13 protein-coding genes are annotated in these 13,984 nt (G+C 62.7%); 8 read left to right on the top strand and 5 right to left on the bottom strand.

From position 1 onward, the window contains the following. Nucleotides 1–86 precede the first annotated feature (86 nt). Nucleotides 87–1,085 (bottom strand): NAD(P)H-quinone oxidoreductase, encoded by a 999-nt coding sequence (locus I554_RS0108160; protein ID WP_024578168.1) that lies wholly within the window; start codon nt 1,083–1,085, stop codon nt 87–89. A gap of 84 nt (nt 1,086–1,169) precedes the next feature. On the opposite strand from I554_RS0108160, the gene I554_RS0108155 reads away from it, so the two are divergent. Both I554_RS0108155 and I554_RS0108150 read left to right on the top strand, forming a co-directional pair. After that, nucleotides 1,170–1,361 carry a DUF1192 domain-containing protein gene (locus I554_RS0108155; RefSeq protein ID WP_024577023.1) on the top strand — a complete coding sequence of 64 codons (192 nt, stop codon included), beginning with the start codon at nt 1,170–1,172 and terminating at the stop codon, nt 1,359–1,361. A 361-nt stretch (nt 1,362–1,722) separates the two neighbouring features. Further along, nucleotides 1,723–2,232 (top strand): DUF1465 family protein, encoded by a 510-nt coding sequence (locus I554_RS0108150; RefSeq protein ID WP_024577022.1) that lies wholly within the window; start codon nt 1,723–1,725, stop codon nt 2,230–2,232. A gap of 78 nt (nt 2,233–2,310) precedes the next feature. Here the strand turns inward: I554_RS0108150 and rpmE are convergent, their stop codons facing one another. Continuing rightward, on the bottom strand, nt 2,311–2,538 hold the full coding sequence (rpmE, locus tag I554_RS0108145; RefSeq protein ID WP_002717151.1) for a 50S ribosomal protein L31: 228 nt from the start codon (nt 2,536–2,538) through the stop codon (nt 2,311–2,313). A 161-nt stretch (nt 2,539–2,699) separates the two neighbouring features. On the opposite strand from rpmE, the gene I554_RS0108140 reads away from it, so the two are divergent. Beyond that, the gene (locus I554_RS0108140) at nt 2,700–4,568 is read left to right on the top strand and encodes an ABC transporter ATP-binding protein/permease (RefSeq protein WP_024577021.1); all 1,869 of its coding nucleotides are present in this window, start codon (nt 2,700–2,702) and stop codon (nt 4,566–4,568) included. Between the two features lie 12 nt (nt 4,569–4,580). Here I554_RS0108140 and I554_RS0108135 read toward each other — a convergent pair whose 3' ends face one another. Beyond that, nucleotides 4,581–5,432, bottom strand: coding sequence for an enoyl-CoA hydratase (locus I554_RS0108135; RefSeq protein ID WP_029659352.1), 852 nt, complete (start codon nt 5,430–5,432; stop codon nt 4,581–4,583). Between the two features lie 308 nt (nt 5,433–5,740). Between I554_RS0108135 and I554_RS0108130 the strand changes: the two genes are divergently transcribed. From I554_RS0108130 to I554_RS0108120, 3 genes are read left to right on the top strand one after another with little or no spacing between them, the layout of a single operon-like run. Beyond that, on the top strand, nt 5,741–6,382 hold the full coding sequence (locus I554_RS0108130; protein ID WP_024577019.1) for a LemA family protein: 642 nt from the start codon (nt 5,741–5,743) through the stop codon (nt 6,380–6,382). Nucleotides 6,383–6,403: 21 nt separating this feature from the next. Further along, nucleotides 6,404–7,282: a YgcG family protein gene (locus tag I554_RS0108125; RefSeq protein WP_024577018.1), complete on the top strand. Its 879-nt coding sequence runs from the start codon at nt 6,404–6,406 to the stop codon at nt 7,280–7,282. A 14-nt stretch (nt 7,283–7,296) separates the two neighbouring features. After that, nucleotides 7,297–7,794 (top strand): TPM domain-containing protein, encoded by a 498-nt coding sequence (locus tag I554_RS0108120; RefSeq protein ID WP_024577017.1) that lies wholly within the window; start codon nt 7,297–7,299, stop codon nt 7,792–7,794. Nucleotides 7,795–7,898: 104 nt separating this feature from the next. Here the strand turns inward: I554_RS0108120 and putA are convergent, their stop codons facing one another. Next, nucleotides 7,899–10,910, bottom strand: coding sequence for a bifunctional proline dehydrogenase/L-glutamate gamma-semialdehyde dehydrogenase PutA (gene putA / locus I554_RS0108115; protein WP_024577016.1), 3,012 nt, complete (start codon nt 10,908–10,910; stop codon nt 7,899–7,901). 110 nt (nt 10,911–11,020) lie between these two features. Between putA and I554_RS0108110 the strand changes: the two genes are divergently transcribed. Both I554_RS0108110 and I554_RS0108105 read left to right on the top strand, forming a co-directional pair. Continuing rightward, nucleotides 11,021–11,482: an Lrp/AsnC ligand binding domain-containing protein gene (locus tag I554_RS0108110; RefSeq protein ID WP_024577015.1), complete on the top strand. Its 462-nt coding sequence runs from the start codon at nt 11,021–11,023 to the stop codon at nt 11,480–11,482. 159 nt (nt 11,483–11,641) lie between these two features. Further along, nucleotides 11,642–12,220, top strand: a complete 579-nt coding sequence (locus tag I554_RS0108105; RefSeq protein WP_051358648.1) for a hypothetical protein — start codon at nt 11,642–11,644, stop codon at nt 12,218–12,220. Nucleotides 12,221–12,324: 104 nt separating this feature from the next. On the opposite strand, the gene I554_RS0108100 is transcribed toward I554_RS0108105, so the two are convergent. Beyond that, nucleotides 12,325–13,875 (bottom strand): acyl-CoA synthetase, encoded by a 1,551-nt coding sequence (locus tag I554_RS0108100; RefSeq protein WP_024577013.1) that lies wholly within the window; start codon nt 13,873–13,875, stop codon nt 12,325–12,327. Nucleotides 13,876–13,984 lie beyond the last annotated feature (109 nt).

Below are 13,984 nucleotides of genomic sequence, written 5' to 3'. Positions count from 1 at the left end.
GCGGGGTTAACAGGACCCGCCGGTAGGAACGCGATAAATGCCACGAATATGAAGCAAATCAAAGGGTTTCGATGGGTTCCCCGGCCTTAAACCGTGAGCACAATTTTGCCAATATGTTGGCTGGATTCCATTCGTGCATGGGCTTTTGAGGCGTCTTTCAGCGGGAACGTGCTGTCCATCAGGGGTTTGACGCGTCCGTCCGCAAGCCAGGGCATTGCCTTGGCCTCAATTGCGCTGACCATCGCCGCCTTGTCCGCGACAGTGCGCGGGCGCAGCGTCGAGCCGGTATGGTGCAGCCGCTTCATCATCAGCTTGGCGAAGTTCGGCGTCGCCTTCGAGCCGCCGAGGAATGCGATCTGGACAATCCGGCCTTCGACGGCCGCGGCTTCATAGTTACGGTCGATGTAGTCGCCGCCGACCATGTCGAGGATGACGTCGACGCCGACGCCGTCGGTCAGCGCCTTCGTCCTGGCGACGAAATCGTCGGTCTTGTAGTTGATCGCGGCATCCGCGCCGAGCTTGAGGCACGCATCGACCTTGTCCTGTCCGCCGACGGTGACGAACACTTTCGCGCCGTGCGCCTTCGCCATCTGGATCGCCATGGTGCCGATGCCGGATGAGCCGCCGTGGATCAGCAGTGTCTCGCCGGGCTTCAATCCGCCGCGCTCGAACACATTGTGCCAGACCGTCATCAGCGTTTCGGCGACAGCGCCGGCTTCCGTCATCGAAAACCCTTTCGGCACCGACATCGCGTGGCTTTCATGGGTGAGACAGTATTCGGCGTAGCCGCCGCCTGCGACCAGCGACATCACCTTGTCGCCGATCTTGCGCTTGGTGACGCCCTCGCCGAGCGCGACCACTTCGCCGGCGACTTCAAGACCTGGAAGATCGCTCGCGCCGGGAGGCACGGGATACAGTCCCATGCGCTGCAACACGTCGGGACGATTGACGCCCGCGGCTTCCACCTTGATGAGGATTTCATTCGGTCCCGGCTTCGGCACCGGCCGCTGTTCCGGCACGAGCACTTCGGGTCCACCGGGCTTGGAAATCGCGATGGCGGTCATTTGTGCGGGCAGCTTGTCCATGATGTGTCCTTGCGGCGGATGGCGGGGAATGAAAGATGTCATGCGATAACGCAGCTATAATCGGGCGAACGGGAGGAGGGAAGCATGGCCAGTGATGACGACGACAAGCCGCGAAAGAAAGTCACCCACGAACTGGGACAGGATCTGTCGCTGCTGTCGTTCGAGGACATCGAGGATCGCATCGCAGCACTCACGTCCGAGATCGAGCGGCTGAAAGCCGATGCCGCCAAGAAGCGCGCCAGCCGCGACGCCGCCAACGCCTTCTTCAAATCGTGAACTCTGGTCCGGTCGTTAAACGCAGGTTCCGCAATTGCAAAGGAACCGTAAAGGAAATCCTTCATTTACGGCGTATTAAGCTTTCGGGAGTATGACTGCAATTGTCCTTGTTTGGACACCGAGTGGCTCCTGTCACTCTGTTTGACGCCTCCCTGTTATCAACTTTCAAAAGCCGCCGGAAACGGCGGCTCTTTTTTGTTCAGGTTGATACTTTCGCCGGGGCCGTTTCCCCGCACCCGGCATCCGGCTGGAAACCATATCTCCTCATTGTTACGTGGCGTGGCTGGACTCCCGGTCGCGGGCGCGCAATGATTTGTTCATCATAAAAAAATCAGCGAACCAACTGCGTGAGGCGTTAACCATGTCCGACCAGGGCGAAGCCGATCTCGTTCTCTTGAGCGAACGGATCACCAATTCACCGGCCTTCGGGACCCTGTTCAGGGAGGGCATGGATCTTGTCGAAGAGACCGCGGCCTATCTGGACGGACCGGGCCGCACCGAGGCCAAGGCGCTGGAGCGCTCGGTGAGCCTGAGCTACGCCACCGAAAGCATGCGGCTGACGACGCGCCTGATGCAACTCGCATCGTGGCTGTTGCTGCATCGCGCGGTCAAGGAAGGCGAGATGACGCTGCACCAGGCCAATCGTGAAAAGACCAAGGTCAAGCTGACCGCGGCCGATCCGGGTCCGGAAGATATCATCTCCAAGCTGCCGACACGCCTGCAGGACCTTGTCGCGCGCTCGATGGCGCTGCAATCGAAGGTGCGCCGGCTCGATGCCACGATTCACACGCCGGCGTCCGAGCATCTGGCGATCGGCAATCCGCTGGTGCCGCAGATGAACATGCTGAAGGCGGCCTTCGAGCGCCGCTAGGCCGGTCAAGCCAGAAACAAAAAACGCCCCTGCAAAAGCGGGGGCGTTTTTGTATCGAACGGGACATTCGGGGAAGGATCAATCCTTCTTGAGGAACCCCGAAAACTTCTTCTGGAAGCGCGAAACGCGGCCGCCGCGATCGAGGATCTGCTGGGTGCCGCCGGTCCAGGCCGGGTGCGACTTCGAGTCAATATCGAGGTTCAGCGTGTCGCCTTCCTTGCCGTAGGTCGAGCGGGTCAGGTACTCGGTCCCGTCGGTCATGACGACCTTAATTGTATGATAATCCGGGTGAATTTCGGCTTTCATGGCAAATCCTCTGGCGCCGCGCGCCCACAGATCAATGATGTTCGGGACGAATTTGGGGGCTCTATATCGCAGGAACGGCCCGGAAACAAGCAGCGACGTCATTTGCCAGCCCCTGAATGGGGGCCTATTGGAGGGCCGGAAAGCAAGAGGCGGCCGCATAGATGAGTGCAGTGGAACGCGTTGAAGACAGGGGGCTGACATCCGCGCCGGCACGCGAGACCGATGCCGTCACGGGAGCTTCCGCGCCTGCTGCCGGATCGCCGCCGGAGACGCCAAAGAAGTCGCGCGGCGTAAAGCTGCGTCCGCTGCTCGCGCTGGCGCCTTACGTGGCGCGTTATCGCGGGCAGGCCTTCGCGGCGCTGGTGGCGCTGATCATTGCATCCGCCGCGACACTGGTGGTGCCGCTTGCCGTGCGGCGCATGATCGATTTCGGTTTCAGTCCCGAAGGCATCGCGCTGATCAACAGCTACTTCGCGGTGATGATCGCGGTGGTGGCGGTGCTCGCCTGCGCCAGCGCCGCGCGCTACTACCTTGTCATCACGCTCGGCGAGCGCATCGTCGCCGATCTGCGCCGCGATGTGTTCAAGCATCTCACCTCGCTGTCGCCGTCGTTCTTCGATACCGCGCACAGCGGCGAACTGGTCTCGCGCCTGACCGCCGACACCACGCAGATCAAGTCCGCTGTCGGCGCCTCGGTCTCGATCGCGCTGCGCAACCTCGTGCTGTTCGTCGGTGCGTCCGCGATGATGGTTGTGACCAGTCCAAAGCTGTCCGGCATCGTGCTTGCGGTGATCCCGCTGATCGTGCTGCCGCTGGTGGCGTTCGGCCGCCGGGTACAGAAACTGTCGCGCGGCGCGCAGGACACGCTGGCGGACGCCTCGTCTTATGCGTCCGAATTGATCGGCGCGATCCGCACGCTGCAGGCCTTTACCAACGAACGCCTCGCGGAAGCGCGCTTCGGCGGCGAAGTCGAGCGCGCCTATGTTGCGGCACGTAATTCGACGCGCGCCCGCGCATTTCTCACGGCCACCGTGATCTTCCTGATTTTCGCCAGCGTCGTGGCGATCCTCTGGATCGGCTCGCACGACGTGCTGACCAATCAGATCAGCGCGGGCCGTCTCGGCCAGTTCATTCTTTATGCGGCGTTTGCGGCGGGCGCGCTCGGCGAACTCAGCCAGGTCTGGGGCGAAATCTCGCAGGCTTCCGGCGCATCGGAGCGGCTGTTCGAGATTCTCCGTATCAGGCCGGACATTGCTGCGCCTGCTAGTCCCCGCGCGCTGCCGGTGCCGCCGCGTGGCGATGTCGCTTTCGACAATGTGCGGTTCTCCTATCCGACACGGCCGGATCATCTTGCGGTCGATGGCGTCTCGTTCGCGGTGAAGGCCGGCGAGAAGGTCGCGGTGGTCGGGCCCTCGGGCGCGGGCAAGAGCACGCTGTTCCACCTGTTGCTGCGGTTCTACGATCCGGCCAGCGGCGTGATCTCGGTCGACGGCGTGCCGATCCGCGAGGCTGATCCATCCGCTGTGCGCTCGCGCATCGCGCTGGTGCCGCAGGATTCAGCGGTGTTCGCCACCAGCGCCCGCGAGAACATCCGGTTTGGCCGCCCCGATGCCAGCGACGCGGAAGTCGCACGCGCGGCCGATCTGGCTCATGCCACCGAGTTCATCACCCGTCTGCCGCAGGGTTTCGATACGCAGCTCGGCGAGCGCGGCGTCACGCTGTCCGGCGGCCAGCGCCAGCGGATTGCGATTGCGCGCGCGATCCTGCGCGATGCGCCGCTGCTGCTGCTGGACGAGGCGACGTCGTCGCTTGACGCCGAGAGCGAGACGCTGGTGCAGACCGCACTGGAAGAACTGATGAGCCATCGCACGACGCTGGTGATCGCGCATCGGCTCGCGACCGTGCTGTCCTGCGACCGCATTCTGGTCATGGAGAATGGCCGCATCGTCGAACAGGGCACCCACGCCTCGCTGGTTGCGGCGAACGGGCTTTATGCGCGCCTCGCACGCTTGCAGTTCGAGGGCGTTTAATTTCCCCGCGAGTTAGCCGCGCTTGAACACCGGCTTGCGCTTTTCGACGAAAGCCTTCACGGCTTCCTTGTGATCCGCAGTGCCTGCGGATCGCACCATGCGCTCGGCTTCGTGATCGAGCGAGGTCAGGAAATCGTTCATCAGCGCTTCGTCGAGATTGTCCTTCAGGAAACGCAGTGCGGTGGTTGGTCCCTCGGCCAGTTTCTTCGCCCAGGCAAACGCCTCTTCGCGCAGCTTGTCGTCCGGCACCACGCGGTTGACGATGCCGAGTGTCTCGCATCGTTTCGCGTCGATCTTATCGCCGAAAAACATCAATTCGCGCGCGCGTGACGTGCCGACAAGCCGCGTCAGCAGCCATGACATGCCGTAGTCGCCGCTCAGCCCGATCTTCACATACGCTGTGGTGACGAAGGCCGACTCCGCCGCGATGCGCAGGTCGCACGCCAGCGCCAGCGACAAACCAGCGCCTGCTGCCGGGCCGGGAAGCGCGGCGATGGTCGGCTTGCGCACGTTGACCAGCGCGCCGGTCAGCGTGCGCTGGCGTTCCTGCAGCCGCGCGACCTTCTGGTCGAATGTCAGTTCCGGCGCGTTGCTGCTGCCGGGCTTGCCGCCCATGCCCTTGACGTCGCCGCCGGCGCAAAACGCATCGCCTGCGCCGGTAATGAGAAGAGCGCCGACATTCGGGTCTTCGCCGCAGAGCTTGATCATGCGGCGCAGTGCGGGCGTCAGATTGTCGGAAAGCGAATTGCGCGCCTGCGGGCGATTGAGCGTGATGACGGCGACGCGGTCGCGGATCTCGCAGAGGAGTTCGTCCGTGCCGGTGTCGATCACGGTTTCGGAGGAGGTCATCGCGGTGGCGGTCATGGTCGCTGTCCCGGTGTCGAGTTGGTTTCGAATTGGAACTGTGTACCTTGCCGCAGGCAATTTCCAGTGAAACCTCGCGCAACGCAGTCATGTTGCATGAGATTTTTGTGGCCATCAGACGAGTATCCCTCATCCGTGCACAGCGGTTTCGTTCATCGATGGTTCAAGAGCAAAGTCGCTAAAAAACGAACAGGCGAGGCAAGATGACCCGGGCAGACAGGGCGTGTATGCTTGCCGTCACACGGCCACGTTAGGGTCGTTCGCCTGCTCTCATTCTGCCGCCGTTCGGCGTTTTACTGGAGATATTTATGCGCAAGATTTTGACGGTCCTCGCAGCGCTCGCGTCGCTGAGCCTCACCAATTGCGGATACAATGCGATCCAGCAGAATGACGAGTCGGTGAAGTCGGCATGGTCCGAAGTCGTGAACCAGTATCAGCGCCGCGCCGATCTGGTGCCGAACCTCGTCAACTCCGTCAAAGGGTTCGCGCAGCAGGAAAAGGATGTGCTGCTCGGCGTGACCAATGCGCGCGCCAAGGTCGGCGGCGTGCAGGTGACTCCGGAAGTTCTCAACGATCCGGCGGCGCTGCAAAAATTCCAGGCGGCGCAGAGCGAGCTGACCGGTGCGCTATCGCGGCTGCTGGTGGTGACGGAAAACTATCCGCAACTGAAATCCGACCAGTTGTTCCGCGATCTCGTCGCGCAGCTTGAGGGCACCGAGAACCGCATCGCGGTGGCGCGCAACCGCTACATCAAGGCGGTGCAGGACTATAACGTCGGCATCCGCACCTTCCCAAACAACCTGACTGCGATGGCGTTCGGTTACAAGGAAAAGGCCAACTTCACCGTGGAGAACGAGAAATCGATTTCGACCGCGCCGAAGGTCGATTTCAACGCGCCCGCGACGACCGCTCCCGCGCCTGCACCGGCAACACCAGCGCCCGCGAAATAAGCTGCGCGACGAGCGCGCGCGATGAAAGCGGTCAAGGCGGTCATTTTTGCGTTCACGCTGTGCTGGGCGTTTGCCGGCGCGTCGTTTGTCGCGTGGGCGGACGTCGCAGTGCCGCCGCTGACCGGGCGCGTTGTCGATCTGACGGGAACGCTGTCGGCCGATCAGACCGCCACCCTCGAACAGAAACTGAAGGCGTTCGAGGATCGCAAGGGCAGTCAGCTCGCGGTGCTGATCGTGCCGACCACCCAGCCGGAAACCATCGAGCAGTATTCGCTGCGTGTGGCCGAGCAATGGAAGCTCGGCCGCAAGAAGGTCGACGACGGCGCGCTGCTGATCATCGCCAAGAACGACCGCAAGCTGCGCATCGAAGTGGGTTACGGTCTTGAAGGCGCGCTGAACGACGCGACCTCGAAGCGGATCATCGACGAAATCATCACACCGAAGTTCAGGAGTGGGGACTTTGCTGGCGGTATTTCCGACGGCGCGGACCGGATCCTGAAAGTGATCGACGGTGAACCGCTGCCGCCGCCGAAGCCCGAAGGCGAGATGCCGGACCTGAGCGCAATCGGCGAGTACTTTCCGTTTCTCTTTATTGTCGTGCTGGTCGGCGGCGGGATTTTCAGGGCGATCTTCGGACGGCTGCTGGGCTCGCTGGTCGCGGGCGGCGGCGTCGCGCTCTTCATCTGGTTCTTCCTCGGCGTCTTGCCGATTGCAGCCATCGGAGGAATGATCGCCTTTGTCGTGACGCTGATCGGCGACACGCTGGTATCGTCCGGAGGCGGAGGAGGCCGTGGCGGCTACGGCGGCGGATTCAGTTCCGGCGGTTCGAGCAGTTCCAGCGGGGGATTCAGCGGAGGCGGCGGCAGCTTCGGCGGCGGCGGCGCGTCGGGCAGCTGGTAGCCGAAAGCAGAGCAATGGGCATCAAGCGCATCGGCAAACATCTTCTTCTCAATCGCTGGCGGGTCCGGCGCGCATTTCCGCGCCAGGCGCTGGCCAACATCGAGAAGGCCATCAAGGCCAGCGAAGCGACCCATGCCGGCCAGATCCGCTTCGTGGTGGAAGGCGCGCTCGATGGTGCACCGCTGTTCAAAGATCAGCCCGCGCGCGAGCGCGCCATCGATGTGTTCGCCCAGCTTCGGCTCTGGGATACCGTAAACAACAACGGCATTCTGATCTATCTGCTGCTCGCCGACCGCGATGTCGAGATCGTCGCCGACCGCGGTATCAGCCAGAAGGTCCAGCAGGCGGAATGGGAGAAAATCTGCCGCGTGATGGAAGCGGAGTTCCGCGCCAAGAATTTCGAGGGCGGGGTGCTGAAAGGCATTTCAGCCGTGACCAAGCTTCTTGCAAAGCATTTCCCGGCCAGCGGCCGACATGGCAATGAACTGCCCGACAGGCCGGTGGTGTTGTAGTATCGCATGGCGTCATTGCGAGGAGCGAAGCGACGAAGCAATCCATGATTCAGGGATGGATTGCTTCGCTTCGCTCGCAATGGCGAATAGCGGCGTCTGCGGCCTCACTCCTCCGTCATCAGCCCGGCATTGCCGCCCGCGGCCGCGGTGTTGATCGTGATTGTCTGCTCGGTGGCGAGACGCGGGAGATAGTGCGGTCCGCCTGCCTTCGGTCCCGTTCCCGACAGTCCATGACCGCCGAACGGCTGCACGCCGACCACCGCGCCGATCATGTTGCGGTTGACGTAGACATTGCCCACCGCCAGCCGCTCCACGGTTGTCTCGACGGTATCGTCGATGCGCGAGTGAATCCCGAGCGTCAGTCCGTAGCCGCTGGTGGCGATCGATTGCAGCACATGCTCCAAATCCACCGCCTTGTAGCGCACCACATGCAGGATCGGGCCGAACACCTCTTCTGTGAGCTGCTCCGCGTTTTCCAACTCGAAGATATGCGGCGCGACGAAGTGGCCTGAGACAGGCGCTTCGCCCGCGAAGTGAACGCGTGCCGCGGTCTTCATCCGCGCGATATGCGCATTGAGACGTTCTTTCGCCTCGACGTCGATCACCGGCCCGACCTGGGTCGCCGGATCGCGCGGATCGCCAACCTTCAGTTCAGCTGCGGCGCCAGCGATGATCTCAATCATGCGGTCCGCGACATCGTCCTGCACGAACAATAGCCGCAACGCCGAGCAGCGCTGACCGGCAGACCTGAACGCGGACGTTACAACGTCGTCGGAGACCTGTTCGGGCAGCGCGGTCGCGTCGACAATCATGGCATTGATGCCGCCGGTCTCAGCGATCAGCGGGACGATCGGGCCGTCCTTCGCGGCGAGCGTGCGGTTGATGGAGCGTGCGACTTCGGTGGAGCCGGTGAAGACAACGCCGGCGATATTGTCATGTGCAACCAGCGCCGCGCCGATCTTGCCGTCGCCCTGCACGAGATGGAGCGCCGAATCCGGAATGCCGGCTTCATGCAGCAGCGCCACGGTTTCCGCGGCAATGCGCGGCGTCTGTTCGGCGGGCTTGGCCACCACGGCATTGCCTGCCATCAGGCACGCGGCCACTTGCCCCAAGAAAATTGCCAGCGGAAAATTCCATGGCGAGATCGCGACCATGACGCCGCGCCCGCGCAGACGCAGCGTGTTGCTCTCTCCGGTGGGGCCGGGGAGCGGCAAGCCGTCACCGAACAGCTTGCGGCCTTCGATGGCGTAGTAGCGGCAGAAATCGATCGCCTCGCGTACCTCGGAGACCGCGTCGTCGATGGTCTTGCCGCCTTCGGTCTGCAGCAGCACGATGAAGTGCGGCATCCGCTGTTCGAGGAGGTCGGCGGTGCGTTCCAATGCCGTGGCGCGTGTGTCTGCCGTGGTCCGGCTCCAGAAGGCAAAACCGGTGCGTGCCAGCGCGACGGCCACGGCGGCGTCGTTTTCGGTTGCATCCTTGTTGGTGCCGGCAGGGGGTGCTGCACCGTCAACCGATATCAGCAACGCACTGAGCGCGGCGCGTTCTCCGAACTCGATGCCGTTTGAATTGATGCGCGGCAGATAGAGATCGTGCGGCAGCGGCAGTCGTGTGTTGCGGGCCTGATCCGGCGTTGCGACAACCTGCTCAGGCCTCTCCAGCAGCTTTGCGACCGGAACAGTGTCATCCGCAGCCAGCGCTACGAAGGACGAGTTGGCGCCGTTCTCCAGAAGCCGCCGTACCAGATAGGCCAGCAGATCGCGATGGCTGCCGACCGGTGCATAGATGCGGCACGCAAGCTCCGGCTTGTCGGTGTGGAGCTTTGCATAGAGCGCGTCGCCCATGCCATGCAGCCGCTGGAACTCGAAATCGTCGCCGTTGCCTGCGAGTTCGGTAATGGTTGCCACCGAGAGCGCGTTGTGGGTGGCGAATTGCGGGAAGATTGTCGGACGCAGGCCGAGCAGCTTCCTCGCGCAGGCGATGTAGTTGATGTCGGTCATCGCCTTGCGGGTGAACACGGGATAGCCGCTGAGTCCGCGCTCCTGCGCGCGCTTCACTTCCGTGTCCCAATAGGCGCCCTTCACAAGACGCAGCACCATCCGGCGGTCATGCCGCTTGGCAAGATCATGGATGTAGTCGATCACGGCCTCGGCGCGCTTCTGATATGCCTGTACGGCGAGGCCGAATCCTTCCCAGCCCGCGAGCGAGGAATCCGCAAACACCGCACTGATCACATCCAGCGACAGCTCGAGCCGGTCGGCCTCCTCGGCGTCGATGGTGAAGTTCATGTCGTGCGCCCTGGCGCGGCGCGCGAGATCGAGGGTGAGCGGCACGAGTTCCGCCATCACCCGCGAGCGGCTGAGCGCTTCATAGCGCGAATGCAGGGCCGACAGTTTCACCGAGATTCCCGGCCGGTCCAGAGGGGTCCTGTTGCCACCTGTGCGCCCGATGGCTTCGATGGCCGAGGCATAGGATTCGAAGTAGCGCGCAGCGTCGGCTGCGGTGCGCGCGCCTTCACCAAGCATGTCCAAAGAGTAGCGATGGTGGTGATCCGGGCCATCGTCGTCAGCCGCGCGCGCCAATGCGGCATCGATGGTCTCGCCCAGTACGAAGTGATTGCCCATCAGCCGCATCGCCTGCCGCGTCGCAGTGCGCACGGCGGGAAGGCCGATCCGCTTGGCAATCAGCCCGACGGTGCCGAGCGGCGTCTCGCCGGGCTGGATCACGCGCGCGGACAGGCCGAGGGCCCATACCGATGCGTTGACCAGCAGCGCGCTGGATTTGGTCCGGTGATGTGCGAAATCACCCTGACCGAGTTTGTCCTCGATGAAGCGGTCGGCGGTGGCGGCGTCCGGAACGCGCAGCAGCGCCTCGGCCATCACCATCAGGGCGAGGCCTTCCTTGGTCGAAAGTGCGAACTCGCGCAGCATGTCTTCCACGCCGCCGAAGCCGCCGTCCTCCGCGCGCACGGCCTCGATCAGGCGCGTGGCGGTGCGGTCGATGCGGGCATTCTGTTCGGTCGACAGCGGCGGCATCGCCAGCAGGCGTGCGGCGATCTCGCCGTCGTCAGGCGCGTAGGGTGCCGAGAAGGGGGTGGTCTGGCGATTCTGGTCGGGCATGGCGTCCTCTGGAGTTGCGCGATCCTACCTCCGCGGCCTGCCGTGGTTCGATAGACAAATTCGCAATTTTTCCTTATGAATTACGGAGAAAAGCAGATAATTCTGGAAAAATGAGCGATATTGACAAAATAGACCGGAAAATCCTCGATATCTTGCAGGCGGACGGGCGGATCGCCAATGTCGAGCTGGCGGAGCGCATTGGCCTGTCGCCGACGTCCATCGGGGAGCGACTGAAGCGGCTACAGCGTGACGGTTTCATCGAGGGCTATGGCGCGCGGCTCAATCCGCATCGGCTCGGGCTCGGATTGCTGGTGTTCGTCGAGGTGTTGCTCGACAAGACCACGCCCGATGTATTCGAGCGCTTCGCGCAAGCCGTGAAACTCGCACCGGAAGTGCTGGAGTGTCACATGGTGGCGGGCGGCTTCGACTATCTCGTGAAAGCGCGTCTTCCTGACATGACAGCGTATCGGCGGTTTCTCGGCGAGACGCTGCTCGCGTTGCCGGGCGTGCGCGAAACACGAACTTACGCGGTGATGGAAGAAGTGAAGCGCGACGCGCCGCTGCCGGTGTGACGGAACCGCCTCACGTTGCTGCGATTGCGGGTGCGTCGGCGATCCGGCTGTTGATTGCGCGCGAAATCCGCCATAGTCCTGCGAAGCCAAACTTTCAGGGTTCCTGCGTTGTTCAAACCGGTTTTTCCGATCATCGTGATCGCGGCGTCGCTCGGCTTCATGTCGGCCGTGCCGTCGGCGTCTGCCATGCAGCTCAGCCCGCAGCAGAACGAACTCTACACATCGGTCTCGATCAATCCGCCGTCATCGTCGGAAATGACGATCTGCTACGGTTTCGTCTGCCGCCGCCGCGCGACGCTTGATTTCACGGCCGCCGACCGCAAGGCGCTGACGCAGATTCTGACGGCGGGCAAGGCGACAGCGGTCGCCGAGCGAGCAGCCATCCAGAAAGCCGTGATCTGGTTCGACCGCCGGGTTGCGCCGATCGTCGGCACCGCCGGGCGGGTGTCTCGCGCTGATATCCGCAGCGGAGCTGACGCGAAGAATTTCGACTGCTGGGATTCGACCCGCAACGTGTCGAGCTTCCTGCTGGTGTTGCAGGATTGGGGACTTCTGAAGCATCACACCGTCGGCAATCCGCGTTATCGGGGAAACATCCTCGCGATGCAGCTGCCGCACAACACGGCGGTGATCGTGGAAAAGGAAAGCCGGATCGAGTGGTCCGTCGATATGTGGACCACGCGTTATCTCCAGCCGCCGGACGTCATGCTCGTGGAGCAGTGGCTGAAGGAAGAGTGAGTCTGATCGATCCGGACTTGCTCACGCATTGCGAGGAACATGTCGACGAAGCAATCCATTTCTGATGTCTGGATTGCTTCGCTTCGCTCACAATGACGAATGTTTCACGCCTGTGCCGGCGTCTTGACCTTCGCCCAGTACTTGTCGCGCAGATGCCGCTTCACCAGCTTGCCGGTCGGCGTGCGCGGCAATTCGGCTTCGAAGTGGACGCTCTTCGGGCACTTGATCGGCGACAGACGCTTGCGGCAGAACAAAATCAGTTCCGCTTCCAGCTCCTTGCCCGCGCGCGACATGTCGTGCGGCTGCACCACGGCCTTGACCTCTTCGCCCATTTCCTCGTTTGGGACGCCGAACACCGCGACGTCCGCAACCGCCGGGTGTGAAATCAGCGCGTCCTCGGTTTCCTGCGGGTAGATATTTACGCCGCCGGAAATGATCATGTAGGCCTTGCGGTCGGTGAGGTAGAGAAAGCCGTCATTGTCGAGATAACCGACATCGCCGAGCGTCGACCAGCCGCGATCGTTGTAAGCGCGCTGCGTCTTGTCGGTGTCGTTGTGATAGGCGAACTGGGGTCCGCCGGCGAAATACACCGTGCCGGTTTCGCCGACCGGCAGCTCAACGCCATCATCGTCGAGAATTTTCACCTCGCCGACCACGGCGCGGCCGACAGTGCCGCGATGCGCCAGCCAGTCTTTCGACGTGGACACCGTGACGCCGTTGCCTTCGGAGCCGGCGTAATACTCGATCAGGACCGGGCCCCACCAGTCGATCATCTTCGCCTTGACGTCGGCGGGGCAGGGCGCCGCGGCATGGACCGCGCCTTTCAGCGTCGAGGTCTTGTACTTGGTGCGGACATCATCCGGCAGCTTGAGCATCCGCACGAACATGGTCGGCACGAGCTGTGACTGCGTGACCTTGTGCTTCTCGACCAGCGCCAGGAATTCCTCTGCGTCGAACGATTCCATGATGATCGATGTGCCGCCGAGCGCCGCCGACATCATGTTGAAGCGCAGCGGGGCTGCGTGATAGAGCGGCGCCGGCGAGAGATAGATACTTTCGTCCGTCATGCCGCACATGTTGCCGCACAGCAATTTCAGCAGCGGATTAGGCACCAGGATCGACGGTTCGGTCAGCGGGCGCTTGATGCCTTTGGGTCTGCCAGTGGTGCCGGACGAATACAGCATGTCGTAACCGGCGGATTCGTCGGCGATCGGCGTCGTGGGTTGTGCTGCGAGCGCGTCGTCCCACGACTTGAAGCCGCGTTGAGCCGCGCCGGTGATGTAGAAGTGAGGCGCGCCCGGCGCATCCGTCAGCAGCGGCGCGACCGAGTCGATGCATTTCGGCGTGGTGATGACGACCCTGGCGCCGCAATCCTTCACGATATAGGCGATCTCGTCGGCGGTGAGATAGCGGCTGATCGCGGTGTAATAGAGCCCGCTACGCTGTGCGGCCCAGCAGATTTCCATGAAGGCAATGGTGTTTTCCATCAGAAGCGCGATGTGGTCGCCCCGTTTCAGCCCGAGCGAACGAAACAGCTGTGCGCCCTGGTTGGAGCGGCGGTCGAGATCGCGATAGGTGATGGCTTCGCCGCTTTTCGCCATCTGGTAGGCGATCTTGTCCGGGGTTTTCTGTGCGTGAATCGAAGGATGAGACATGACGTTTCCTCGGTGCTCCCGATGCATCGGCGGCTTTTGCCGCTCGTTCGTTGGGTTTTGAATGATCCGGTGCTGCGGCCGATCGCCATCAGCAAAAAGGGCGGGTCCT

Origin of the sequence: Afipia sp. OHSU_II-C1 (assembly GCF_000497575.1) — a bacterium.
Taxonomy (GTDB): domain Bacteria; phylum Pseudomonadota; class Alphaproteobacteria; order Rhizobiales; family Xanthobacteraceae; genus Afipia.
The sequence above is the reverse complement of the archived record's forward strand: the minus strand, read 5'-3'. Positions and strand labels throughout refer to the sequence as shown.